This is a genomic window from Leptolyngbya sp. KIOST-1 (genome assembly GCF_000763385.1).
In the GTDB taxonomy this organism is placed as follows: domain Bacteria; phylum Cyanobacteriota; class Cyanobacteriia; order Phormidesmidales; family Phormidesmidaceae; genus Nodosilinea.
Genome location: NZ_JQFA01000002.1, coordinates 2,084,192 through 2,107,133 on the forward strand (window position 1 = coordinate 2,084,192; position 22,942 = coordinate 2,107,133).

22 protein-coding genes are annotated in these 22,942 nt (G+C 60.8%); 12 read left to right on the top strand and 10 right to left on the bottom strand.

The genetic code is table 11. The features are described from left to right. Window positions 1-32 precede the first annotated feature (32 nt). Window positions 33-1,313 carry an ABC transporter substrate-binding protein gene (locus NF78_RS09240; protein ID WP_035985865.1) on the bottom strand — a complete coding sequence of 427 codons (1,281 nt, stop codon included), beginning with the start codon at window positions 1,311-1,313 and terminating at the stop codon, window positions 33-35. A gap of 266 nt (window positions 1,314-1,579) precedes the next feature. Then, the gene (gene purT, locus NF78_RS09245; protein WP_052050024.1) at window positions 1,580-2,788 is read right to left on the bottom strand and encodes a formate-dependent phosphoribosylglycinamide formyltransferase; all 1,209 of its coding nucleotides are present in this window, start codon (window positions 2,786-2,788) and stop codon (window positions 1,580-1,582) included. A 415-nt stretch (window positions 2,789-3,203) separates the two neighbouring features. Between purT and pilM the strand changes: the two genes are divergently transcribed. From pilM to NF78_RS32930, 5 genes are all read left to right on the top strand, one after another. Next, window positions 3,204-4,304: a type IV pilus assembly protein PilM gene (gene pilM / locus NF78_RS09250; RefSeq protein WP_035985866.1), complete on the top strand. Its 1,101-nt coding sequence runs from the start codon at window positions 3,204-3,206 to the stop codon at window positions 4,302-4,304. Between the two features lie 2 nt (window positions 4,305-4,306). After that, window positions 4,307-5,086 (top strand): PilN domain-containing protein, encoded by a 780-nt coding sequence (locus tag NF78_RS09255; protein WP_035985867.1) that lies wholly within the window; start codon window positions 4,307-4,309, stop codon window positions 5,084-5,086. Beyond that, complete coding sequence (locus NF78_RS28135) at window positions 5,083-5,982, top strand: hypothetical protein (protein WP_052050026.1); 900 nt, start codon at window positions 5,083-5,085, stop codon at window positions 5,980-5,982. The genes NF78_RS09255 and NF78_RS28135 overlap by 4 nt, the downstream gene beginning before the upstream one ends. A gap of 119 nt (window positions 5,983-6,101) precedes the next feature. Continuing rightward, window positions 6,102-7,868, top strand: a complete 1,767-nt coding sequence (locus tag NF78_RS09270) for a type IV pilus secretin family protein (RefSeq protein ID WP_263970572.1) — start codon at window positions 6,102-6,104, stop codon at window positions 7,866-7,868. Next, complete coding sequence (locus NF78_RS32930) at window positions 7,792-8,292, top strand: type II secretion system protein GspD (protein ID WP_263970573.1); 501 nt, start codon at window positions 7,792-7,794, stop codon at window positions 8,290-8,292. The genes NF78_RS09270 and NF78_RS32930 overlap by 77 nt, the downstream gene beginning before the upstream one ends. Before the next feature lie 140 nt (window positions 8,293-8,432). On the opposite strand, the gene NF78_RS31025 is transcribed toward NF78_RS32930, so the two are convergent. Then, the gene (locus tag NF78_RS31025) at window positions 8,433-9,278 is read right to left on the bottom strand and encodes a hypothetical protein (protein WP_156119708.1); all 846 of its coding nucleotides are present in this window, start codon (window positions 9,276-9,278) and stop codon (window positions 8,433-8,435) included. Here NF78_RS31025 and NF78_RS09280 point away from each other — a divergent pair. The 4 genes from NF78_RS09280 to NF78_RS09295 all read left to right on the top strand — a co-directional run bounded on the left by NF78_RS09280 (window position 9,277) and on the right by NF78_RS09295 (window position 13,545). Then, window positions 9,277-10,404, top strand: a complete 1,128-nt coding sequence (locus NF78_RS09280) for an ABC transporter ATP-binding protein (RefSeq protein ID WP_035985871.1) — start codon at window positions 9,277-9,279, stop codon at window positions 10,402-10,404. The genes NF78_RS31025 and NF78_RS09280 overlap by 2 nt on opposite strands. 164 nt (window positions 10,405-10,568) lie before the next feature. Further along, window positions 10,569-11,699, top strand: coding sequence for an extracellular solute-binding protein (locus NF78_RS09285; RefSeq protein WP_225885265.1), 1,131 nt, complete (start codon window positions 10,569-10,571; stop codon window positions 11,697-11,699). A 127-nt stretch (window positions 11,700-11,826) separates the two neighbouring features. After that, window positions 11,827-12,729: an ABC transporter permease gene (locus NF78_RS09290; protein WP_035985872.1), complete on the top strand. Its 903-nt coding sequence runs from the start codon at window positions 11,827-11,829 to the stop codon at window positions 12,727-12,729. A gap of 24 nt (window positions 12,730-12,753) precedes the next feature. Beyond that, window positions 12,754-13,545, top strand: a complete 792-nt coding sequence (locus NF78_RS09295) for an ABC transporter permease (RefSeq protein WP_035985873.1) — start codon at window positions 12,754-12,756, stop codon at window positions 13,543-13,545. Between the two features lie 40 nt (window positions 13,546-13,585). Here the strand turns inward: NF78_RS09295 and NF78_RS09300 are convergent, their stop codons facing one another. Continuing rightward, window positions 13,586-14,305, bottom strand: a complete 720-nt coding sequence (locus tag NF78_RS09300) for a GntR family transcriptional regulator (protein WP_035985874.1) — start codon at window positions 14,303-14,305, stop codon at window positions 13,586-13,588. Window positions 14,306-14,543: 238 nt separating this feature from the next. Here NF78_RS09300 and NF78_RS09305 point away from each other — a divergent pair, with 238 nt between their 5' ends. Beyond that, window positions 14,544-15,485: a fatty acid desaturase gene (locus tag NF78_RS09305; protein WP_035985875.1), complete on the top strand. Its 942-nt coding sequence runs from the start codon at window positions 14,544-14,546 to the stop codon at window positions 15,483-15,485. A 3-nt stretch (window positions 15,486-15,488) separates the two neighbouring features. Beyond that, window positions 15,489-16,496, top strand: a complete 1,008-nt coding sequence (locus tag NF78_RS09310; RefSeq protein ID WP_035985876.1) for an alpha/beta fold hydrolase — start codon at window positions 15,489-15,491, stop codon at window positions 16,494-16,496. 12 nt (window positions 16,497-16,508) lie between these two features. Here NF78_RS09310 and NF78_RS09315 read toward each other — a convergent pair whose 3' ends face one another. Beyond that, on the bottom strand, window positions 16,509-16,988 hold the full coding sequence (locus tag NF78_RS09315; protein ID WP_035985877.1) for an OsmC family protein: 480 nt from the start codon (window positions 16,986-16,988) through the stop codon (window positions 16,509-16,511). 234 nt (window positions 16,989-17,222) lie between these two features. Then, a complete protein-coding gene (locus tag NF78_RS09320) occupies window positions 17,223-18,605 on the bottom strand; it encodes a hypothetical protein (RefSeq protein WP_225885266.1) in 1,383 nt (460 codons plus the stop codon). Window positions 18,606-18,740: 135 nt separating this feature from the next. Here NF78_RS09320 and arr point away from each other — a divergent pair, with 135 nt between their 5' ends. Continuing rightward, a complete protein-coding gene (arr, locus tag NF78_RS33230) occupies window positions 18,741-19,154 on the top strand; it encodes an NAD(+)--rifampin ADP-ribosyltransferase (RefSeq protein ID WP_052050030.1) in 414 nt (137 codons plus the stop codon). A 157-nt stretch (window positions 19,155-19,311) separates the two neighbouring features. On the opposite strand, the gene NF78_RS29295 is transcribed toward arr, so the two are convergent. The 4 genes from NF78_RS29295 to petE all read right to left on the bottom strand — a co-directional run bounded on the left by NF78_RS29295 (window position 19,312) and on the right by petE (window position 22,803). After that, window positions 19,312-19,875, bottom strand: a complete 564-nt coding sequence (locus NF78_RS29295) for a Uma2 family endonuclease (RefSeq protein WP_072016030.1) — start codon at window positions 19,873-19,875, stop codon at window positions 19,312-19,314. 644 nt (window positions 19,876-20,519) lie between these two features. After that, complete coding sequence (locus tag NF78_RS09330) at window positions 20,520-21,248, bottom strand: aldo/keto reductase (protein WP_263970633.1); 729 nt, start codon at window positions 21,246-21,248, stop codon at window positions 20,520-20,522. Between the two features lie 202 nt (window positions 21,249-21,450). Then, window positions 21,451-22,227, bottom strand: a complete 777-nt coding sequence (locus NF78_RS09335) for a class I SAM-dependent methyltransferase (RefSeq protein ID WP_035985879.1) — start codon at window positions 22,225-22,227, stop codon at window positions 21,451-21,453. Window positions 22,228-22,386: 159 nt separating this feature from the next. Next, a complete protein-coding gene (petE, locus tag NF78_RS09340; protein ID WP_035985880.1) occupies window positions 22,387-22,803 on the bottom strand; it encodes a plastocyanin in 417 nt (138 codons plus the stop codon). Window positions 22,804-22,942 lie beyond the last annotated feature (139 nt).

The window sequence follows — 22,942 nt, forward strand, 5'->3', positions numbered from 1 at the left end:
TTGGGTGCGTTCAAGACGCAAAGAGCATTTGACTACCGAGCGTTCCAGGAGGCTGCCGCATCGCTGACGGCTTGTTCGACCGTTTTTTGGCCCAGCATTGCCGCTTGCAGATTGTCGTAAATAATTGCCTGCAATTCCTTCACCCCATCCATCGCTGGAATCAGCACCTCAGCCTGGTTCATCTGTTCGGCGCTGACCGATCGCGCCTGTTCTACCCCTTTGGTGCCCGCAGCGGCAAAGTAGCTATCCTCCAGCGCCCCGGCGGTCGAGGGCAACACGTTGGCCGCCTTGGCGAAGGCCAGCTGGTTGGCGTCGTTGGTGACGTAGAGGGCAAAGTCGATCGCTGCGTCAGGCACGTCGGTACTGGCTGGAATCACCAGATTCATCACCGCCACGTTGGTCTTGCCGGTGTCGCCGGTAATCTGGGGGCCGCTGCCGGTGACACCGGCAATGCTGGGGGCGTTGGCCTCAATGGTGGGAAAGAATTCTGCCCCCGTGGAAAGCAGTGCCACTTCGCCCGCCTGGTAGAGATCAATGGCGCGGCGGTGGCCCTGGGTCAGCACCTCCTGGGGCAGCAGCTGTTGCTGGTAGAGGTCACTCCAGTACTGAAAGACGGCGCGACCGGCGTCGGTGTCGAAGGCGGCCTGGCCCTGGTCGTCTACCAGCTCGACCCCCATCTGCACAAAGGACTGCAGCACGTCGGCGGAGTCTTCGGGCACAAAGGTGGTGAAGTAGGCGTACTTGCCGGTGGCGTCTTTTACCTGGCGGGCCACCTCGGCCAGCTCGGCGTAGGTGGTGGGCGGCTCGACCCCAGCGGCGGCCAGCAGGTCCTGGTTGTGCAGGGTGACGTTGGTAGTCAGGTACCAGGGAATGCCAAAACTCTGACCGTTGAGGGTGTTGGCCTCCCAGATGTTGGGCAGGTAGACCTGCCTGGCCTCGGCGGGCACCTTGTCATCCAGGGGTAGCCAGGCGTTGCGGCTGGCCAGCTGGGCGGCAAAGTCGGGGTTGAGGTTGACCACGTCGGGGGCGGTACCAGCGGTGACGGCGGTGAGAATTTTGCTCTGCATGTCGGCCCAGGGCACATCCACCCAGCGCACGGTGGTGCCAGGGTTTTGGGCTTCGTATTCGGCAATCAGTCCGTTGAAGTAGTCGGTAAAGTCGGGCTGGAGCTGCATCGTCCAGAATTCAACCTCCTGGCTGCCATCGGTCGGGGTGTTGGCCGTGGGCTGCCCGCTTCCGCAGGCCACCAACCAGCTCATCATCAAACCCAATAGGGCAAACAAACTAAATCGGGCGTAGGAGCGTAGTCTCATGGCATGTCCAGGGATAGGGGCTACCGCAACACAGTCAACCTTACTCAGCCACACGCCCAAGGCGCTGACGAGCTAATGTTTTGCAAACATCTATTCGGTCAGGGCAGGTTCGACATCGGGGCATTGCGGTGCAATGCCCCGACCAGAGAAATCCGCCAGTCGAGGGGGCCCAACTAGATCGATGGCTGCAATACGGTTGTTCATTTTCTCTTAAAGTGGACAAGATTGGTGGGGCGACAGCACCAATCCAGTGAACAAGTGTGCGGCTACAGCATGACCTGCACGGCGCTGGAACAGGCGATCGCCCGCGCTTTGGCCTCCTCCACTGTATCGCCCAGGGCCAGAGCCACGCCCATGCGGCGGTTGGGGTGGGCGACGGGTTTACCAAACAGCCGCACCTTGCTGGTCGGCACCTTCAGCGCCTCGTCCAGGCCCGAGTAGCGGGGGTTGTCGCTCTGGCCAGGGGCTAAAATCACCGCCGAGGCCCCCGGCTGCACCAGGGAAATCTCACCGATGGGCAGGCCCGCGATCGCCCGCACATGCAGCTCAAACTCTGACTGGTGCTGGCTCACCATGGTTACCATGCCGGTGTCGTGGGGGCGGGGGCTGACCTCGCTAAAGTAGACGGTCTGGGGCTGGTCGGGGGGCCCAGCGATGAACAGTTCCACGCCAAACAGCCCCCAGCCCCCCAGGGCATCGGTGACCGCTCTGGCCATCGCCTGGCAGGCGGCCAGGGTATCGGGGTGGAGGGCACAGGGCTGCCACGACTCGCGGTAGTCCCCCGCCTCCTGGCGGTGGCCGATGGGGGGGCAGAAGTGGGTGCCATCCGCCGCCCGCACGGTCAGCAGGGTAATCTCGGTGTCAAAGGGCACAAAGCCCTCGACAATGACGCGATCGCCCTTGCCCCGGCCCGCCTCCCTGGCGTAGGTCCAGGCAGCCAGCACCTCAGATTCCTGGCGCACGGTGCTCTGGCCCTTGCCCGAGGAACTCATGATCGGCTTCACTACGCAGGGCAGGCCGATGGCCGCGATCGCCGCCCAATACTCCGCCTCGGTACTGGCGAAGCGAAAGGGCGAGGTCTTGAGGCCCAGCTCTTCCGCCGCCAGCCGTCGAATGCCCTCGCGGTTCATCGTTAGCTGGGTGGCCCGCGCGGTGGGGATGACCCGCCAGCCTTCGGCTTCGAGGGCAACTAGGGTATCGGTGGCGATCGCTTCCACCTCCGGCACAATCAGCCCCGGCTGCTCCTGCTCTACCACCTGCCGCAGGGCCGCGCCATCCAGCATGTCGATTACGTGGCGGCGATGGGCCACTGCCATGGCCGGAGCCTGGTCGTAGCGATCGACGGCCACCACCTCCAACCCCAGTCGCACGGCCTCCAGGGCCACCTCCCGGCCCAGTTCGCCCGACCCCAGCAGTAGCAGGGTTTGGGCATCGACCTTCAGAGGGGTGCCCAGGGGCAGCAGGGGAGCAGTCATCGTCAATTACTCCAGAGATAGAGAACGGGTCAGCACAAAGCAATATTTTCTCAATATTAAGTGCTCACTTTTCAAAATTGTGTGTAATATCGCTGGTGATACCAGCTATAGATTGACCTGGTATTCCATCAGGAGCAGTGGTGAAACCAATGGGTGCGAGTTAAACCGAGAGCGCCTTGTCTGCCTTCCCAGCGAGGAAACTAGCGCGTAAAAAAGAAAAGTGGAAAAACTGAATTAAATTGTGTACCATTCGTTAGCACTTTTCCCCAGGGATAGCTGCTGCGCCACTTAGATCCCTTCAACCATTGCCCAAAGCGGGTCTTTGGCAGGGTTATAAATGGGCCGTTTGGGTCTGCTTGGTTGTCGTCAAGCCAGGCAGGTTTTCTGGTTACCCACCTGTTTTTCGGATACTGCCGTGGATAGTCTCAAAGCTATTTTTAGTCGCAAACCTCGGGGGGTTGGAATTGAGTTGACCCCCGAGAAAGTCAATTTGGCCCGGCTGAAAAAGCAGGGAACCTCGCTTAAGTTAGATGCACTGGCTTCGGTTGAACTGGCCGAAGGAATCTACGAAGAGGGGCAAATTCTAGACACAGCCGCTATGGCCGACGCCATTCAAACGGTGCTGGCGGAAAGCAAGCTCAAGGTCAAGCAGGCCACCACTGCCATTCCGGGGCGGGCAATTACCCGCGTGATTCCGGTGCCCGCCGAGCTCGACGATGAGGAGCTGCGGGAAATGGTGCTCAATCAGGAGGCCAGTCTCTACCTGCCTTTCCCCCGCGAAGAGGCCGATGTGGACTACCAGAAGCTGGGCTACTTTGTGGACGAAGACGGCATCGAGAAGGTGCAGGTGCTGCTGGTGGCGGTGCGCAAAGACCTGACCGACCCCTATATAGAAGTGTTTCAGCAGGCGGGGCTGGTGCTCAACGTGCTGGAAACCTCCAGCTTTGCGCTGATTCGCACCATTCGGGAGCAGCTGCGGCAGTTCACCCCCCAGGAAGCTGCTGCGGTGGTGGATATCGAGTTTGAAAATACTGAGATCTCAATCGTGGTCGATGGGGTGCCGCATTTTTCGCGCACCGTCCCCATCGGCACGTTTCAGATCCAAAGCGCCCTCAGCCGCGCCATGAACCTGCCCCCCTCGCGCAACACCGAGTTGCTCCAGGGTATGACGGTGCCGATTCAAACCATGGACACCGTGGGTGCGCCCCAGATGGGCAACACCAACCCCGGCACGACCGCTATGCTGCGGGTACTGGGCGAGCTTTCGGACGAATTGCGCCGCTCCATCGACTTTTACCTGAACCAGGGGGAGGACATGGAGGTGGCCCAGCTGTTGCTGGCGGGGCCAGGGGCTTCGATTGGCCAACTCGATGAGTTTCTGGCCCAGCGGCTGAGCCTGCCCGCCAGCCAGATTGACCCCATTTCGGCGCTGGCGCTGGATGTCGCTGAAGACATTCCCGAAAGTCAGCGGGCTGGGTTGGCGACGGTGATTGGCCTTGGCCTGCGGGAGGTATAGCTATGTACGGTCTGGATATCAATTTCCTCAAGGACCGCGAAGTTCGGGTCTTTGAAGCCAAGCCTCGAGCCAGAGCGGGCCGAGCAACGGTGGTCGGCGATCGCCGACCCCTCTACATTGGCCTGGCGGCGGCGCTGGTTCCCCTGGCGCTGGTGGGCGGCTTCTGGGCCGTCACCCGGGGGCAGGTCAATCAGCTCCAGGCCCGCAGTGCTGAGCTCGATGCCGAAAGCGCTGCACTGCAAAGCCAGCTCCAGGAAATTAGCGGCATTCAGCAGCAGATTGACCTGGTGCGGGCCGAAAACAATGCTTTCGTGACCGTGTTCAATGACATCGTGCCCTGGTCGGCGCTGCTCCAGGACATTCGCACCCGAACTCCGGCCAGGGTGCAAATCGTCAGCCTCAGTCAGACCGCCGGCACCTCCCTGGAGGTCGATCCCAATGTGGTGCCACCCGCTGCCGGGGGCATTTCGATTGGGGGAGTGTCCTGCGCCTACGACGCCATCAACGACTTTGCCCTGGTGCTGCAGCGATCGCCCCTGCTACAGTCCCAGACCGTAGCGATTACCCAGGCCCAGCAGCAGCCTACCCTGCTCGACCCCCAAACCCAGGGGCGCTGTCCTGGGGCTGCGGTGGACGACCCCGACTTTTTGATCGACTACACCATCGGTGCCAACATCACCAATACTCCGGCCTCTCAGCTGATCGATGAGCTAGAGCGCCAGGGTACGGTCGGTTTAGTAACCCGTCTTCGGGCCCTGAGAGAACAAGGAGTGATCGAATGACCGCCACAGGAGACTTCCTTCCCGGTGAGGATAACCAGGGCCTAGAGCAGGTAGGACCCACCTACCCGACGGCCTTTGGCATCGAGCTGACACCCAAGGTTCAGGCCATTGGTCTGGGCATACTGGGTCTGCTGGGAGCCTTTGCCCTCTACAACTTTGTGGTGCAGCCCGTGCAGGAGCAGAGAACGGCTCTGGAGGCCGAAGTGGCCCAGAAGCAGGCCCAGGTTGACCAGCAGCGGGCCAGTCTGCAGGACCGCGCGGCTCTCCAGGCTCAGCTCAACTCCGCCCTCGAGCAGCGGGCGGGCATTTACAGCCTCCTGGGCGATGCCCAGACCATTGATACGCTGCTGCTCGACATCAACCAGCAAATTCAGAACAGCAACGCGGCGATCGCCGATGTGCTGCGGGCCGACCCCGCCCGCCTCGACAATGCCCAGCTGGCGGCACTGGGCCTCAACCGCGAACAACTACAGCGGGTGAGGACAGAGTTTGCCGGTGAACCACAGCTGCAACGGCAGCTCTACACCTCCGAGCTACTGCGGTTTAACCCCAGCCCTTCGGTGCTGCTGGCCGATGGCCCCGCCGAGCTCAACGGCAGGCTGGAACGCTACACCGTCGATGTGTCAATGCAGGCCCTGTTCCCCCAGACCCTCAGCATCATGCGCAATATCGAGCGCCTGGAGCCGCTGATCATCATCCGGGACGTGCAGCAGAGCATTGCGCCGCCACCTGATGGGGCTTCAGAGGAGCAGCTTTTGGGGGTTAGTCGCCTGTTGCTGACCGACTTCACCCTGGAAGTGCTGGTGCCCATCGGCGATCCCAGCGTGCCGCCGGAGCCCCCACCGGAAGTCCCCGCCGAGGGCGAAGAAGGTGCAGTCCCTCCTGAAGGGGGTTAACTCAGCCTTTTGGAGCTTAGCGTCCAGCGCCACCCCGTGGCCCCCAATCTACCAACTAACCTACCTAGCCCAGTCAAACCCCGCGCGGCCCAGCCGCACCTGTGATGGAGGAGTGAACCGTGAACCGCCTGATGAACCTGCAACCGTTTTTGCTGAGCAGTGCCCTGGTTGCCCTGGCTGCCCAGCCTGGCCTGGCTTCAGTGACCAGCATTACCAATGTCCGCCTCAACCCCACTTCCACCGGCCTTGAGCTGGTGTTTGAAACCCAGGGCGGCGATAGCAGCAATGTCTTTACCGTCAACCAGGGCAATAGCCTGGTCGCCGACATTACCCGCGCTCAGCTCAACTTGCCCAACGGCAGCACCTTTAGCCAGGCCAACCCCGCCCCTGGCATTGCTCAGGTGTCGGTGGTTCCCCTCGATGCCAACAGCGTGCGGGTGACCATTGACGGCGATGGTCAGGCCCCGGTCGGCCAGGTCGCCTCCAACCGCGATCGCGTAGTGCTGTCGGTTCGCAACGACGGTAGGGCCCAGGCCCCTACCCCAGTGCCCACCGAGCTGGAGACGGTGCCGGCCCCTGCCACTCCTCCTGCAGTCGCCCAGGCCACGCCGCCCTCTACCGTTGCCCAGGCGACTCCCGCTCCAGAGGTGCCGGTCCCAGCCAGTCCCGATGTGCTGGTGCCTAACCCCGAAGTCACCATTGACGGCACCCCAGTGCCCCGGCCCCAGCGCCAGCAGGTTCCTCCGTTCCTGCCCCGGGCCGTAGCCCCGCCGGTGGGAGATATTTCCGTCGCTGAGGGAGCCCCTGCGTTTAGCACGATCAACCTGGGTAGTAACGAGCGGATTCCCAGGCTGCTGCTGCGGGATGCTCCGGCTCGCGAAGTTCTGTCCCTGCTAGCTCGGGCGGCTGGGCTCAACCTGGTCTTTACCCCCGCCGGCGCGACTACCCCCGGAGCACCGGATGCCGCCGGCAGTCCTGACGGTCCGCCTGTGAGCCTCGACATTGAAAACGAGTCCGTCCAGGATGTGTTTAACCACGTGCTGCGGGTGACGGGCCTCCAGGCCAACCGGGTTGGGCGCAGTATCTATGTGGGGCCACAGCTGCCCGTCTCCGCCCAGAATGTCGTCGCTCGCACCCTCAGGCTTAACCAGGTCGATGCTACGGTAGCTACCAATTTCCTGGTGGCGCTGGGGGCTGAGAGTGCCGTCAGCCGTGAGCGGCTGGTCACCAACGTCAATGCGGTAACGGTTGGCGAAGGGTCTCCTCCCATTACTGAGACTCAGACCTCAACGGTGGAGCAAATTGAAGTCAACCGGGTGGATTATGTAGACAGTCAGGGTATTCTGCGCGGTCTGCAGGTGGTGGCCGATGAACGAACCAACTCTGTCACGCTGGTTGGCCGAGCCGACCTGATTGCCATCGCCACCGAGCAGCTGACCCGCATCGACCTGAGACGACGGCAGGTGGCCATCAACCTCCGGGTGATTGACATCGACCTCAATGCGCTGGAGGCCTTTGGCACCAGCTTCTCCTTCCAGACCGGCAACTTTGGCATCGGCAGCACGGGTGGCCTGGGCATTCTCAACCTGGGAGCTGGCATTCCTACCCAGGTCTTCCCAGGGGGCACGCCCACGGCTACGCCGATTGGGCCGCGCAGCATTCAGGGTGGCGGAACCAATGCCAACGTCGCCGGTAACTTCCTGCTTCAGATCCTGGCTACGGTGCAGAACGGCAACGGCAAGATTATCACCGACCCGACGCTGATTGTGCAGGAGGGGCAGACGGCTTACCGTTCAGCTCACCCAGGACGTGGTTACCGACGTCACCCAGACCGTCACCATCCCCGATACAGGTCCCCCGGTGGTGACCACCCAGACAGAAATTGAGCTGGCGGGTCTGGTGCTGCAGATCAACGTCGATCGCATTGACGATAACGGCTTTGTCTCCCTGTCCGTAGCGCCCAGTATTGCGGCGCCTACCCAGGTGTTTGACACCGGTCAGGGCAACATTGTCCTCCTGTCGCGGCGGCAGCTGAGTTCTGGCCAGGTACGGGTGCGCGATTCGCAGACCCTGCTGCTCTCCGGTATTATCCAGGAGTCAGAACGCTCTACCGTCAACAAGATTCCGATTCTGGGCGATATTCCGATTCTGGGGGCGCTATTCCGCAGTACCTCGACGGACAGCAACCGTCAGGAACTGATTATCCTGCTGACTCCCCAGATTTTGGATGACTCTGATCAGTCGGTGTTTGGGTACCAGTACACCCCCAGTGAGCAGGTGCAGGAAGTGCTGGAGAATCGAAGTCGTTAGGTGATGCTGATGCTCTAAACCAGCCAGCCAGGCGCTTCAGGTTGTAAACGGTTCAATCGGCAGGGTAGGGGTGATAAAGCGCACCTCTACCCTGTTTGCTACGTACCTGCAATTGGCCCAGCAGCGCCTACTCGGCAATCCTATTCAGCGAAATAGGAGCCGTACATGACGTATTCGTCCCGCTGGAGCTGGGCCTCGCTGGGGAAAAACGCGATTTCTAAAGATGTTGCGGCCCCCGTGGCATTGGCTTTGGGCATCAGCCGAATGTACTGGTTTTGGGTGTCGTAAAAGCTGGGGCTGGACTCCAGCCTGAGCAGGTAGCCCCCCTCGGTGCTCACCAGGGTATAGGGGCTGCGCTGACCGCTACTCCACTCCACCTGGTTGGGGGTGATGGCCATGGTGCCAAATGCCAGCAGGACGTTGCTGAGGGGCTGCCACTCATGGATGAGGGCATCGGGAAGGGTGGCAGTGGCGGGCGCTGTGCCTGGGGTTGTCGTTGGGGCGGTGGGAGCCGGAGTGGGAGCGGTGGCGGTGGGCGGGGTTGGGGCGACCGAGTCGGTCGGGGGCAGCACGGTTGGGCGACACCCGGCGATCGCAATCCCAGCTCCCATTACCAGCCCCCATCCCAGCCGCCCTGGGCGACACCGCAACAGCAGCTGAGCCAGTTTTGCGGCCAAATCGATCATGTCTAAACTCCACAGCAGGGCCTGCTGCCATACTAGCGTTTTGCAGGCGTGGCAATACCCGTCAGCCCAGGCTGTCGTTGGCCTGGAGGTGCCTCTAAACCGGGGCAACAGGTCGACTGCCCCGGCGGAAGACAGTTTTTTGGCGGCAGAATGCATCGGCGATCGCTGGGGTGGGTAAAGTATAGGCAGGACTGCTCTGGGGGCAGAGGTGTAACCAGGTTTAGTGTTGTAATCACAGAGACTTGATACACACCAGGTGCGATCGCTAAAGTTGGGGTGAACCCAGGGAGATAGGGGCATGGCTCAAACGGTTCAGTCTGCAACAACGACGGCAAAAACAGGCACTCAGCCCGACGTCGAGCTACGCCGGGTCCTCAAGCAGTTTGGGGCAGACTTAGCCGTTCGTCAGCTCGACCTGACGGTGCGTCAGGGCGAGTTTTTCAGCATTTTAGGTCCCTCCGGCTGTGGCAAAACGACCACCCTCCGGCTCATCGCCGGGTTTGAAACCCCCACCGCCGGAGACGTGCTTATACAGGGCACCAACGTCAGTACGGTGCCCGCCCACCGCCGCCCGGTCAACACGGTATTCCAGAGCTACGCGCTGTTTGACCACATGAGCGTCAAGGACAATATTGCTTTTGGCCTCAAGATTCGACGGTTGGGGGCGGCCCAGGTGCGCGATCGCGTGGCCGAGGCGCTGCGCCTGGTGCGGATGGAGGCCATGGCCAATCGCTATCCCGCCCAGCTCTCTGGCGGGCAACAGCAGCGGGTGGCCCTGGCCCGGGCCCTGGTCAACCGTCCCGCCGTGATGCTTTTGGACGAGCCCCTCGGGGCCCTCGACCAAAAGCTGCGGAAGCAGATGCAGGTGGAGCTGTCCAACCTGCACCGCCAGCTGGGCATCACCTTCATCATGGTCACCCACGACCAGGAAGAGGCGCTGTCGCTCTCCGACCGCATCGCCGTGATGAACAACGGCCAGATTGAGCAGATCGGTACCCCCAGCGAAATCTATGACCGGCCCCGTACCCCCTTTGTGGCCGACTTCATTGGCGATACCAACCTTCTGCCCGGGCGCGTGGACCAGGCCCACCCCGCCCAGGTACAGGTCACCACCGAGAGCGGGCTGCGGGTTCTGGCCCAGGCCGTTCAGTCCCCTGGCCCCACCGCTCAGGATGTCGTGGTCAGCGTGCGGCCCGAAAAAATCAGCCTCAGCCTCAGCGCCCCCGGCAGCGGGGGCAACTGCTATCAGGGGCAGGTCAGCCACCTGATGTACCTGGGCACCCACCTGCACTGCGTCGTTCGCCTCAGCTCCGGCGAAGCTCTCACGGTGCGGCAGCCCAACCGACCCACCGGGGCGATCGCCGTCGATACCCCCGTCTACGTCCACTGGGCCGCCGATGATTGCCTGGTGCTGGATGCCGCCTGAGGAAGGCCAGGTGACCTATCCACAGGATGGCTGCCCTCAGCGCCGGTTGTCCCTCCAGATACATCCCCTGGAACCTGTGCTCCTATACTGGGGAACGAAAGCCTGAGCTTGCACCCTATCCTTCTGTCTTTGTTGCCCAACCGACTAGCCCCCTGGAGAATACCGTGTCTGTAAAGCGACCCCTGACTTCCCCCTACCCACGCCGCCCAGCTGTCAGTCGGCGGCGATTTTTGCAGGGGTCGGCGGCGGTCATGGCGGGCCTTGCCGCCACGAACTGTCGCCAGAACCTGGCCGGTCCCCCCACGGGTGGCGGCGGCGGGGATGGCACGCTGCGAATTTACACCTGGGCCAACTACACCGACGACAATCTGGCTGCCGCCTTCACCGAACTCACCGGTATTCCGGTCGTGGTCGATATTTTTGACTCCAACGAAATCATGCTGACCCGGTTGCAGGCGGGCGGTGGCGATGCCTACAGCATCATCTACCCCTCGGACTACATGGTGTCAGAGATGATCGACCTGGGGCTGCTCACCGAGTTAGACCAGAGTCGCCTGAGTGGCCTGGAAAACCTCAAGCCCCAGTGGCAAAACCCAGCCTATGACCCCAACAACGCTCACAGCGTGCCCTTTTGCTGGGGCACTACAGGTCTGCTCTACAACAGCGAAGTAACCCCCGGCACACCCGATGACTGGACCTTTCTGTGGGACAACCAGGACGCTCTATCCCGTCGGATTACCATGCTCGACGACATGCGCGAGACCCTGGGGGCCACCCTAAAATCCCTCGGCTATTCCTACAATTCCAACAACCCCCAGGAAATTGAAGCGGCCTACAACCGGCTGCTCGAACTCAGACCCCACATCGCCGCCTTTAAAACCACTGGCTTTGAGAACGAACTGCTGGGGGGTGACTTGAGCGTGTCGATGGCCTACTCCAGCGATGCGATCGCCCTCACCCTCGAAGACGATCGCATGGAGTACGTCATCCCCGCCAGCGGCGCATCCCTGTGGACCGACACCCTGGCCATTCCCGCCACCGCCCCCAATGTCGATGCCGCTTACCAGTGGATCAACTTCATGCTGGACCCCGAGGTGGCCAGCGCCGCCGTAGAGCGTCTCTTCTTTGCCACCGCCAACCAGGCCGCCTTTGACCGCCTTCCCGCCGACATTCAGGCCAACGAAGACCTCTACCCGCCCGATTCGGTGCTGGACCGGAGTGAAGGCATTGTGGCCGTAGATACCGCCAGTACGGATTTGTTTGACCAGTTTTGGACCGAGGTCACCAGCGCTTAAGGGGTAGATGGGTGGATGGGGCGGTGAGTGGATGGGCGGTTGAAATCGATGGACAAACGAAGCCGTAGAACAACCCGTACTCCCTTCCCCTCCCCCTTCCACGCCCTCCCCCTTCCACCTAACCCCCATGGCCCCCTCCCCCACCTCCGCTCCCTCTACCCCCTGGACCGTTCGCTTTGCTCCCCGGCGGTGGCTGGGGCCTCTGGTGCTGCTGGGGCCTGCGGGGGTGTGGCTGCTGCTGCTGCTGTTGCTGCCGACGCTACTCATTCTTGAGGTTAGCCTGGTGCCGGGGCTGCGCCTGGGCCAGCCCAGCGGTGGCTACGGGCTGGGTAACTACCTGCAGATTTTGCAGCCGGTGTACCTGCGGGTGATTGGGCGATCGCTGGCCTTTGCGGTGGGAGCGACGGTGCTGTGCCTGCTGATGGGGTTTCCGGTGGCCTACTGGCTGGCGCTGATGTCGCCCCGGCGCTGGCGCAACCTGCTGCTGGTGGCCTTTATTTTGCCCCTGTGGACCTCCTCGCTGCTGCGGGCCTACGCCTGGACGGCGATTTTGCGCCCCAGCGGTGTCCTCAATACCCTATTCACCGGCGTGGGGCTACCGGCCCAAAACTGGCTCAACACCCCTACGGCGGTGTTCATCGGCCTCACCTACGGCTTTTTGCCCTACATGGTGCTAATTCTCTACGCCTCCCTGGAAAAACTCGACGTTCGCCTGCTGGAGGCTGCCGCCGACCTGGGCGCAACGCCATCCCAGAGCTTTTGGAAAGTCACGGTGCCCCAAACCCTGCCCGGCATTGCCGCCGGGTGCCTGCTGGTGTTTATCAGCACCCTGGGGGACTTTGTGGTGCCCACCCTGCTGGGCGGGGCGTCATCGATGAATATTTCCCGCCTGATCTACAACCAGTTTCTGGGCCCCACTCGGGCCTGGGGGTTTGGTTCGGCCCTCAGCATGGTGCTGATTTTGGCCGTCAGCCTGGCGATCGCCCTGCTGCTGCGCTATGGCGACAGAAGCACCGTCTCCGAAACCTAACCGCCCATTCCACCTACCCACCCCATGCCCCGCCTCACCTGGCCCAGCCTCTTCACCGCCCTGATGTACGCTTTCATGTACTTTCCCATCCTTGTGCTGGGGGTGTACAGCTTCAACGACTCGCGCTACAGCGCCAGTTGGGAGGGGTTCAGCCTGCGCTGGTACCGGGCCCTGTTCAGCGATCGCCGGCTGCTGTCGGCGCTCCAGGACAGCCTCACCATTGCGATCGTGGCGGTGGCGATCTCGGCGGTGCTGGGTACGCTGATGGCCATTGGTCTGGCCCGCTACCGCTTTCGGGGCAAGGGGATCTATCGGGGGGTGTCCTACCTGCCGCTGATTGTGCCGGATATTGCGATCGCGGTTGCCACCCTGGTCTTTTTGGCCTCGATGGCGATTCCCCTCAGCCTGGCCACCATCATTGCCGCCCACATGGTGTTTTGCCTGGCCTACATTGCGGTGGTGGTGTCCAGTCGTCTCCAGCGCCTCGACCCCAATCTGGAGGAAGCCGCCCTCGACCTTGGCGCCACCCCCACCCAGGCGTTGATTAAGGTGCTCATTCCCCAGTTGGCGCCGGGCATTTTGGCGGGGTGCCTGCTGGCCTTTGTGCTCAGTATGGACGACCTGCTGATCTCCAGCTTCACCGCCGGGGGCGGCGCCAACCCGCTCCCGATCGAAATTTTTAGCCGCGTTCGCACCGGGGTCAAGCCCGATATCAATGCCCTCAGCGTGGTGCTGATTTTGGGTTCAGCCCTGCTGGCGGGACTGGCCGAGTACATACGCTACTGGGGCGATCGCCTGTCTCGCCAGGAGCAGTAGCGCTGGTCACTGGCGATCGGTTGATCCCTGGCGACACCAGTCAACTGGCCTGGGCGCGGGTGCTGAGGGAGTAGCAAAATCGATCGGCCCGCGAGATGGTGGACCCGTGCAGCACCGGCTGTTGCTCGCAGCTGTAGGCCGTGTAGCGATAGACCATCAGGGCGTGGCCCAGGGGTACCTCCAGATAGCCGCTGAGGTCGTAGTCGGCGTGGGTACATTCAATCACCGCATCCAGGCGCTCAATGGGAATGCCGTGCTGAGCCAGGGTGGGAAAGGTCATCTGCTGCGCTAGCAGGGGGGCAAAGCGTTCGCCCAACTCGGCGATCAGATAGGTCACATCCACCGCCCCGGCGGCCCCATCCATACGAAAGAGCTTTTTCTGAAAATAAACCGGCGCGGCCTTGGCGAGGCCCAGGGCCAGGGCCGCATCCCTGGGGGCGGCGACGGGCTCCAGCAGCAGGTTCTCAAAGCTAAAGCTGATGTCCTGGCGAGCCATGTCCTGCTCCAGAAACACCAGCGGGCTGGAGAGGGAATAGGTGACTTTCTTCTGGGGCGTGACAAAGACGCCCTTGCCCCGATAGGCGATCGCCAGCCCCTGGCTGACCAGATTGGCCACCGCCTGACGGGCGGTGATCCGGCTGACCCCAAAGGTTTCCATCAGCTGATGCTCGCTGGGCAGGCGATCGCCCGACAGGTACTCCCCCGACTCAATCTGGTGGCGCAGCTTTTCCGAAATGCTGATGTGTAGGGGGGTAGACATAGGTCAGAAAACCATCATCAAGCCGCAGAAGGACTTAGCTACAGCGTTGGTTGCTCCAGGTAAAGTATGCTAAGCTCACTTGTTATAACAAGTTGGACGGGTTGTTGGGCTGGCCGCGGTGGTCAGCAGGTCGTTGTGGGAATAGTGATGCAATCGCCTGGGGCCTGTGCCTATCGGGCTGATTTCCACTTTTTCATTATGTGACCTTGCCAAGGCATTTTCTACCAGAACGTTAACCATGCTTACGAATACTACCCCTGCTGTCCCTCATACTCCGACCCCCAGTCAGCCGCGCCAGGTGCTGTCGGCAGCGGCGTTAGCCACTCTCAACCAGCGATCGAACCGGGCCGGAGCCCTGCGGTTCCTGGGCCACCTGGGGGTAATTGTCCTGGGCGGCTTCCTGTGGGGCAATGCTCCTCTGGGGCTGGCGCTGCCCGGGTTAGTCGCCTGTGGGGCGGGGCTGGCGCTGATGTTCTGCGCCATGCACGAGAGCTGCCACCGCACCGCCTTTGCCAACCCCAGGCTCAATGATGCCGCCGCCTGGCTGGCGGGTCTGCTGTCGTTCTACAACAGCACGTTTTATCGGCGGTACCACAAGTGGCACCACCGCTACACGCAAATTCCAGGCAAAGACCCGGAGCTAGACGACCCCAAGCCCACCGGTCTGGCCGACTACCTCTGGCAGCTCAGCGGCATCCCCTGGTGGAGCGGCAAATTGCGCTGCCATGGTCGGGTCGCCCTGGGCAATCTGGATGGCTGCTACTACATCGCCGAAAGCGGCCAGGCTGAGGTGATTCGCTCGGTGAGGCTACAGCTTTTGACCTACGTCGGGGTTATGGCGGTGTCTGCCCTGCTGGGTCATCCGTGGTTCTTGTTCACCCACTGGTTGCTGCCCCTGGCGGTGGGTCAACCCCTGCTGCGGTTTGTGCTGCTGGCCGAGCACACCGGCTGTCCCAACGACGAAAACCCCCTGATCAACACCCGCACCACCCTCACCCTCTGGCCCCTGCGCTGGCTGATGTGGAACATGCCCTACCACGCCGAACATCACCTCTACCCGTCAATTCCCTTTCAGGCGCTGCCGGCTGCCCACGAGCAGCTCAAGTCCTACTTTGAGCGGGTCGAGGTGGGCTACCTGCGGGTAAATCGCGGCATTGTGGCGAAATTTAGCCAGGGTTAGCGTATGGGTACAGCAGAGCAGTTTACGCTCCGGGACTTTCCGCTCCAGTGTGGAGCGGTGCTGCCCGAGGCGAGGGTGGTTTACCAGGTCTATGGCGACCTAAAGCCGGATGGCACCAACGCCATTCTCTACCCCACCTCCTACGGGGCCCAGCACACCGATGTTGACTGGCTAGTGCGCCTCGACGGCATCCTCGACCCCAGCCGCTGGTGCGTCGTGATGGTGAACATGTTTGGGAATGGGCTTTCCACTTCGCCCAGCAATACCCCAGCGGTGGGGCGTCCCGGCGTCTACTTCACCCACTACGACAACGTGCGCGCCCAGCACGCCCTGATCACCCAGGCCCTCGGCATCGAGCGGCTGGCCCTGGTCTACGGCTGGTCGATGGGGGCGCAGCAGGGCTACCACTGGGCCGCCCTCTACCCCGATCGCGTGCAGCGGCTGGCCGCCCTCTGCGGCACTGCCAAGACCACCGACCACAACAAAATTTTTCTCTACAGCCTGCGGGCCGCCCTCACCAGCGACCCAGCCTGGAATGGCGATCGCTTTGAAGGCACCCCCGATCGCGGCTTTCACACCTTTGCCCAGATCTACGCCAGCTGGGCGGCGTCCCAGGCCTACTACCGGGCCAAACCCTACCTGGCCTGGGGCTACGACTCCCTCGAAGACTACATTCTGCGCGGCTGGGAGGCGGGCTACCGCCAGCGCGACCCCCACAACCTGCTGGCCATGATCGACACCTGGCTGCGCTGCGACCTGGGCGATAACCCTGTCTACGGCGGCGACTACACCAAAGCCATGGGCTCAATCACGGCCCAAACCCTGGTCATGCCCGCCACCACCGACCTCTACTTCACCCCGGAAGACTGCGAGGCCGAAGCGGCCCTGATCCCCAACTCGGAGTACCGACCGATTCCGTCGATCTGGGGCCACCGGGCCGGGAACCCCTACCAAAACCCCGAGGATGAGGCGTTTATCAAAGAGGCGATCGCAGACCTATTAAGCCAGTGAGTGGCTCAGGCATTAAGGTTCGAGCTGAATCGTGGGCTCACAATGCACCGGAAAATTGACCGAATTCGCAATGAAGCACTTCTGATGGACCTGTTCGTGGAGTTGGGTGGCTAGCTCGGTATTGCTCTGCGGCACCAGGGTGACAACGGGACGCAGCAGAACCTTGGCAAACCGTCCGCTGCCGTCCTCGGTTTCAATCATGGTGCCGATGGGGTAGTCCACATAGCCCGTAACCACAACCCTGGCCTCGGCGCACAGGTGCAGGTACCAGAGCATGTGGCAGCTCGAAAGCGAGGCCACCAGCAGTTCTTCTGGGTTGTATTTGGTTTTGTCGCCGCGAAAGGACGGGTCAGCCGAGGCCACAATAGGGGGTTTGTCGGCAGCGCTGATGGTGTGGGCGCGATCGTAGGTGCTGTAGCTGTGGGTGCCTTGGCCATTGTTGCCGGTCCAGTGAATCTCAACTCGATAGAGATGGGACTTTGCTTTAGCCATGTCAGTCCTCGCCAGTACAGTGCTTATTGTTCTATGGGTTTACCAGCCGAGTCTACCTAACAGGGCCAATTTATCAGGCTGCTGCGCTTGTTAGACTGCATCCGACACCTTAGTTACTGCGCTAGAATCCGAGCCTGCGGCAAGATGGGAGACTCCTGATGGATGACGACAGCACTCATGTTCCGGTCACGTTCGAGCACTGCGATCATGTTCAGGGGCCTTTCTACCATGGGACTAGGGCAAGCCTAAGTCTAGTTCCCCCCGAGTTTGTGTCGAGTAAAATAGAGGGAAAGCGCTCAGGAGGCCAACCCGATGGCCAAGCAACGACGGAAGCGTGGAACCGCAGGCGATAAACTCCGCCTGGAGCAGTGAGAGCGGCCCCAAAATCTGCCGCTGAATTGGGCTCTTCTTGCTGCCTGAGGGGGCCACCAGTCCCGTGAACACTATCGGCGGCACTGAGAACCCCATCCCAGTATCAATTTCCAGCTCTGTACCCACCCGCAGCAATGACGCCGCCACCGGCAGCAGCGTCACCAGCATCGCCGCTGGCGTCGCCCCAATCCAGTCAGCGATCTGCTCCAAGGGTTCCGCCAGATCAGCGTGAAGATACTCCCCCAGACACAGCTGGTAGTCGCCAATTTTCAGCAGCTGGTGAATCTCAGCCCGGCGATCATCCCGTTCCTCGGTTTGCTCCAGCTCCGCCTGCACCAGAGTGACCAGGTTACCAATATCCCTGGCCGATAGCCCCGTCTCCTGGTGCCATTGCACTACCTGCGCAGCGAGGGCCAGTTCGGTGGGGCTAGTGCCAAGGTAGGTGCGAATCTGGTCTTGCAAGGCCTGCACCGACAATCGCTCGGGGCCTTGGGTAGCGCTGACCATCTGCCGCCGGTCTTGCACCGCCGCTCTGATCTGCTCAGCTGTGGCCCCATCGTGAATCCAATCCACCACATCCAGCCCGCCATGCTTCGGCAGGTTTTGCCAGCGCAGACTGTCAGGGTAGGGGTAGCACCACTGGGCCGAGGGAAAGTCCTGGGCAACTTCTCCCATATGGGCAACTCCAACCTGGTCGCGATCTGGGCACAGCACCAACTGGGCCGCTTGCAAATCCTCAGCGTAATCGCCATAGCTGCGGTACTTCTTCGAGCCCCCCAAAGTAGTGGTCGCGGGAATGCCAATTCCCCACAAGGCATCCGCGCAGCCTTCTCCCTCCACCATCCAGATGGGTTGACCCATAGCGATCGCATTCTGGACATCCCGGTAGCGGTAAATCGGCACCTGGGCTCTAATCTCAGGGGTTAACCCCTTGATCCACTGCTGCCCGTTCCAGTGGTACTGCACAAAAAACTTCGCGCCGTTGCCCCGATCTACCCGCGTCACCTTTACCAGAGGCTGTCCGGTTCGGCTGGGATAGAAATAATCCTGCCGCTGCTGGGGTCGAACGGGCTTCTCAGGGGAGGCGGTGGCTGCAAAGTATTGCCCCCACATGCCATCGGCTGTTGCGCCCCGGTAGACGTAGCCGTCTACCGCCCCATCCTGGTCTACATGGCACCTTATATGCCATGCAAAATTTCCACGGGAAATGGGGCTCCGCCGAGCAATCCAGTCGAGCCATGGCATTACTCTGGAACTTTCATCCATTTTGTCGCAAAACTCGGACAGCGATGGATGGCTGCTTATGCCCCTTTGAACAACTCAACGGTTTCCGCTATCACAATAACTGGGTGCGCAATCTGCTGATTGCCTCATCGTTGAATGGCAGAAGGCCGTTGCCCAAGAAAGCTGACACAAAATAAGTTGGAACTAGGCCTAAGTCCAGGGGACGAGCTTTTCCCCGGCTATGGCTCCAACTTCGAGGACGGTCGAGTATCAAACAACATCTACTTCACGGTTACCCTGGATGCCGCTATCTGGGGTGCGGAGTTGGCCAAAGGTAAGGAGCCAGGTCGAATCTACGTTGTCGAGCCCACAGGCCCTTTCGAAGACGACCCCAACCTGACAAATAAGCGTTTCCCTGGCAATCCGACCAAATCTTACAGAAGTCGAGTCCCACTGCGTGTAGTTAGCGAGGTCAAAGACTGGGCAGGCCATCCACCGGACGTGCTGCAAGCCATGCGAGATCATCTGGCTGAGCTGGAGCGACAGGGACTGGCAATTATTGAAGACTAATTCCCGCGATCGCCTCGTTAGGCTAACTATGTATTCAGTGTCAGATCCGGTGGATAACGGTGAAGTTGTGCGGCGGCAGATAGCCTCGAACACCTACCGATAACCTCTGTTCCGTCCGCACCAACGCAGTGTTAGCTGGCTGGCAACTACTCAAGTTTTACTCCAACAACCAAGCAAACAAATCTTTGATTGTAAGCTGTAACTCACTTGCAAACGATGGTACAGGAACAACTTCATCTGGCTCATCCAACACTTCAGGTTCTTGCTTGGGACGATAGACAAACACGGTTTGTTCATCTGGATCGATTAACCAACCCATTTGGGTTCCATGTCGTAGACAGTGAAGGATATTCTTAGTTACTTTTGTTTGGCTTTGGTCAGGAGACAGAATTTCAATTGTCCAATCTGGCGCAGCAGAGAACGTGTTGGCAACCTCTCCATTCTCATCACGGGGAATTCGGTTCCAAAGAAACACTGCAACATCCGGAACCGTTGAGCGACCACCAAAGGTACTGCGTAGCTCAGGAAATGCACGAGCAATACACTTGGACTTAACTACCCCATTTATAGCAGGTACGAGTTCCCCCTGGATAGCACTATGTTTCCCTTGAGGCATCGGTTTCTGAATAATTTGACCATCAATGTATTCACTCGCAGGTTTCGTTTCTGGTAATTGCAAAAACTCCGCTAAGGTCAGTGTTTTAGATGGTGTTTGTACCATTTGGGTTTACCCCCATCAGACAGATCAGAAACTAATCTCTAGTTTACTCGGAAATGCAATGAGGTTGACTGCTCTGCCTCAACCGATAGACTAAGCAAGCTAACTATAACTTAAGTGTCAGATCAGCTAGATAAGCCCTCCATTTCCGGGTATTATCCAGCAGATCCACGGGATAATACCTGGATCTTTAGGAATTAAACATCATTTCTGATAGCTAATGTCTTAGCTTTTGGATGTTATCCAGCAGATTTGAGGGTTAAGTATAGGTTTTGGGGGTGTTATCCAGCGAAAGTGCTGGATAATACCCCGGAGCCAGGGGTTATTCAGCATTTGCCTATTTCACCTCCGCCAAGCCTGCTTGACCAAAGGAGGGAAGCAAATTGCCTCAAGTGTTTCAGCCTCAAGGCCGAGAAGTCCTATGTTCGTTTGTTCATTCATTCGCGACTTCTTTCCGTTTGGATATCTTTCTGCGATCGGCTGGTGAGTGAAACCTTCCCTGGATATCTCCTGAAACCGTGAGCCGCAAACCCTGGTAACCCGTCACATTTAATTTGACAGGCTATCCTGTCTCGTCAAGATTCGCCGCCCGTTACCCCAGCGCCAGCCCCCTCTACCCGCGCAGTGATCGACGGTAAGAGGCGGGCTTATCCCCCACCGTGCTTATCCCCCACCGTAGCGTTGCAGTGGATCATGCCCTGGAGGGTTGGTTCAAAGAAGGTGTAGGGAAAGCGGGCCTCGGGGCGACTGACCGCATCCAGGCGCTGGAGCAACTCGGCGGGGATCTCAAGGTCCAGGGCACCCAGGTTGTCTTCGAGCTGGTGCAGCTTGGTGGCCCCGATAATCACCGAGGCGATGGCGGGGCGGTTGGCCACCCAGTTGAGCGCCACCTGGGCCATGGAGCGGCCCAGTTCCCCGGCTACGGCCTCCAGTTCCGCCAAGATCGCCCAATTCTGCTTGGTAAATTTGTTGAAGGCCGGGTTGCCGCTGTTGGCCAGGGTGCTCAAGCGGCCCTCGCCTACGCCCCCCTGCTCCGAGGGCCGGTACTTGCCCGACAGCAGCCCGCTAGCCAGGGGCGACCAGACTATGATCCCCGTCCCCAGGGCCTGGGCCATAGCGGTGTACTCAAACTCAATATTGCGCTCCACCAGAGAATATTCCAGCTGCACCGCGCTGATCGTCTCCCAGTGGCGGGCCGTGGCCAGGGTTTGGGCCTGGGCCACGACCAGGCTGGGGCATCGGACAGGGCCACGTAGCGCACCTTGCCCGATCGCCCCTTGCTCCAGCACCAGACCTTTCAGCGGCGGCACCAGGCCCAGGATTTCCACCTGCAGGCAAATGATGCAGACCCTGCTGGTGGAGGCCGAGGGCGTCACCCCCAAACAGTTTTTAGCCCAACGTCGCTAACCTGATCCCATGCCCAGTCAGTACAGCTTCACCGACTACTCCCCCGCCTGGCCCCTGGCCGAGGTCAAAAACTGGCTCACCTGCCTGGAGCCGTTACTCCACGTGCTGCTGGAAACCAGTCTGTAGGAGCAGGCCCCTGGGTTCTGACAGAACCCAGGGGCCTGGCGTTCCTCATGTCACCGTTTCAGCTAAATAGAGATTGGTGACGTAGCGGAGGGTGGCGGGGCCGTCCGGGGCGGCCCAGATTTGGTGCCAGGCGGCGATCGCCTCTAAAAACTGCTCGTAGGCCTCCCCCTGCTTTGGCATGTAGGAGGAGCTGAGCGTTCGCCCCACCACCTCTGGCCGGGTCAGGCTTTGGGCGTAGTCGAAGCTGTGGTGACGCACGGGGGCAAACCCAGGGTGCTCCTCGACCACGTGGAGAGAGTTGGTGTGGTCGTGGTGGCGAATGGCGCGGGTGGCAGCGGCCTGGATGATCTGGCGGTAGGCGGCGGTGCCGGGGTCGTCGAGGTTCCAGTCGTTCCACAGCAGGGCCAGCCGCCCGCCGGGGCGCAAAATGCGGCTAAACTCTGCCACCGCCGGGGGTGCATTGAACCAGTGGAACGACTGGCAGCAGGTGACCACATCCACGCTGCGATCGCCCAGCCCGGTCTGCTCGGCGGTACCCGACTGAACGGTCACCTGGGCATGGGGGGCGGCAGCCGCCCGCATCTCGGCGTTGGGCTCCAGGGCAATCACCCTGGCCCCCAGATCCCCCAGCAGGCGGCTGGAGATGCCCGTGCCAGCACCAATGTCGGCTACCACCAGTTGGGCAGGCTCACTCAGGCCGAAGAGAATGGCGGCGATCGCCGCCCTGGGGTAACTGGACCGATAGCGGGCATAGTCCTGGGCCCGGTCAGAGAACCGCCCCAGGGGATCAAGGGTGTGAAGGGGTAAAGACTGGCTAGCCATGTCAACTCGCCACAAACGCCACGCCGACATCCTAGCGATTTTACCCAGGGGCAGCCAGGCTTTTTTCGTCTGGGCGCAGCAAAAAGGGCGCCCCTTAGGACGCCCTTTTTCACAGATACTGCTGAGCCAGAGGGTACAAAAACCCCAAAGCCTCCCGATCTAGTTCTCCAGAATGACCTTAGCCACCATACCGGCCCCACGGTGGGGAGCGCAGTAGTAGGTGTAGGTACCAGCGGGCATATCGCTGGTAAAGGTGGTGGAGTAGTTTTCGCCGGGGGCGAAGGTCAGCTGAGTGTGGGAAATGCTGTCGGCCAGGGACTTGTCGCCGGGGGTGTTTGCCGCATCAAACACGACATTGTGGGGGGCCATTTTGTTGTTAACCCAGGTCACCGTATCGCCGGGCTTGACGGTAATGGTGCTGGGTTCAAACACCAGCAGACCAGCATCAGACCCCATTTTAACGTCGTAGTTGGTGGCTGCAGCGGGGGCAGAAGCCAGGGTGAGGGTACCCACAACTAGCAGAGCAGACAGAATAACCAGGCCCAGACGCTGGGCGGCGCGAAATACACGTTGCATAACTACCTCTAAAGCTCGTATCTCCAGTTCAATCAAGGGCTGCCTAAACAGCCTTCCTAAGGCATATTACCTGCTTTGGGCGGTAACTTGGGGCTTTTGCCATGGCGTAATTGCCGCTGTGGGTACAGGATTGACCGAA

Excerpts from the sequence above, each read along its gene's own strand:
- NF78_RS09240 (WP_035985865.1), bottom strand. The coding sequence starts at position 1,313 with ATGAGACTACGCTCCTACGCCCGATTTAGTTTGTTTGCCCTATTGGGT.
- purT (WP_052050024.1), bottom strand. The coding sequence starts at position 2,788 with ATGACTGCTCCCCTGCTGCCCCTGGGCACCCCTCTGAAGGTCGATGCC.
- NF78_RS09255 (WP_035985867.1), top strand. The coding sequence starts at position 4,307 with ATGTACGGTCTGGATATCAATTTCCTCAAGGACCGCGAAGTTCGGGTC.
- NF78_RS28135 (WP_052050026.1), top strand. The coding sequence starts at position 5,083 with ATGACCGCCACAGGAGACTTCCTTCCCGGTGAGGATAACCAGGGCCTA.
- NF78_RS09280 (WP_035985871.1), top strand. The coding sequence starts at position 9,277 with ATGGCTCAAACGGTTCAGTCTGCAACAACGACGGCAAAAACAGGCACT.
- NF78_RS31025 (WP_156119708.1), bottom strand. The coding sequence starts at position 9,278 with ATGCCCCTATCTCCCTGGGTTCACCCCAACTTTAGCGATCGCACCTGG.
- NF78_RS09290 (WP_035985872.1), top strand. The coding sequence starts at position 11,827 with ATGGCCCCCTCCCCCACCTCCGCTCCCTCTACCCCCTGGACCGTTCGC.
- NF78_RS09295 (WP_035985873.1), top strand. The coding sequence starts at position 12,754 with ATGCCCCGCCTCACCTGGCCCAGCCTCTTCACCGCCCTGATGTACGCT.
- NF78_RS09300 (WP_035985874.1), bottom strand. The coding sequence starts at position 14,305 with ATGTCTACCCCCCTACACATCAGCATTTCGGAAAAGCTGCGCCACCAG.
- NF78_RS09305 (WP_035985875.1), top strand. The coding sequence starts at position 14,544 with ATGCTTACGAATACTACCCCTGCTGTCCCTCATACTCCGACCCCCAGT.
- NF78_RS09310 (WP_035985876.1), top strand. The coding sequence starts at position 15,489 with ATGGGTACAGCAGAGCAGTTTACGCTCCGGGACTTTCCGCTCCAGTGT.
- NF78_RS09315 (WP_035985877.1), bottom strand. The coding sequence starts at position 16,988 with ATGGCTAAAGCAAAGTCCCATCTCTATCGAGTTGAGATTCACTGGACC.
- NF78_RS09320 (WP_225885266.1), bottom strand. The coding sequence starts at position 18,605 with ATGCCATGGCTCGACTGGATTGCTCGGCGGAGCCCCATTTCCCGTGGA.
- arr (WP_052050030.1), top strand. The coding sequence starts at position 18,741 with ATGGCAGAAGGCCGTTGCCCAAGAAAGCTGACACAAAATAAGTTGGAA.
- NF78_RS29295 (WP_072016030.1), bottom strand. The coding sequence starts at position 19,875 with ATGGTACAAACACCATCTAAAACACTGACCTTAGCGGAGTTTTTGCAA.
- NF78_RS09335 (WP_035985879.1), bottom strand. The coding sequence starts at position 22,227 with ATGGCTAGCCAGTCTTTACCCCTTCACACCCTTGATCCCCTGGGGCGG.
- petE (WP_035985880.1), bottom strand. The coding sequence starts at position 22,803 with ATGCAACGTGTATTTCGCGCCGCCCAGCGTCTGGGCCTGGTTATTCTG.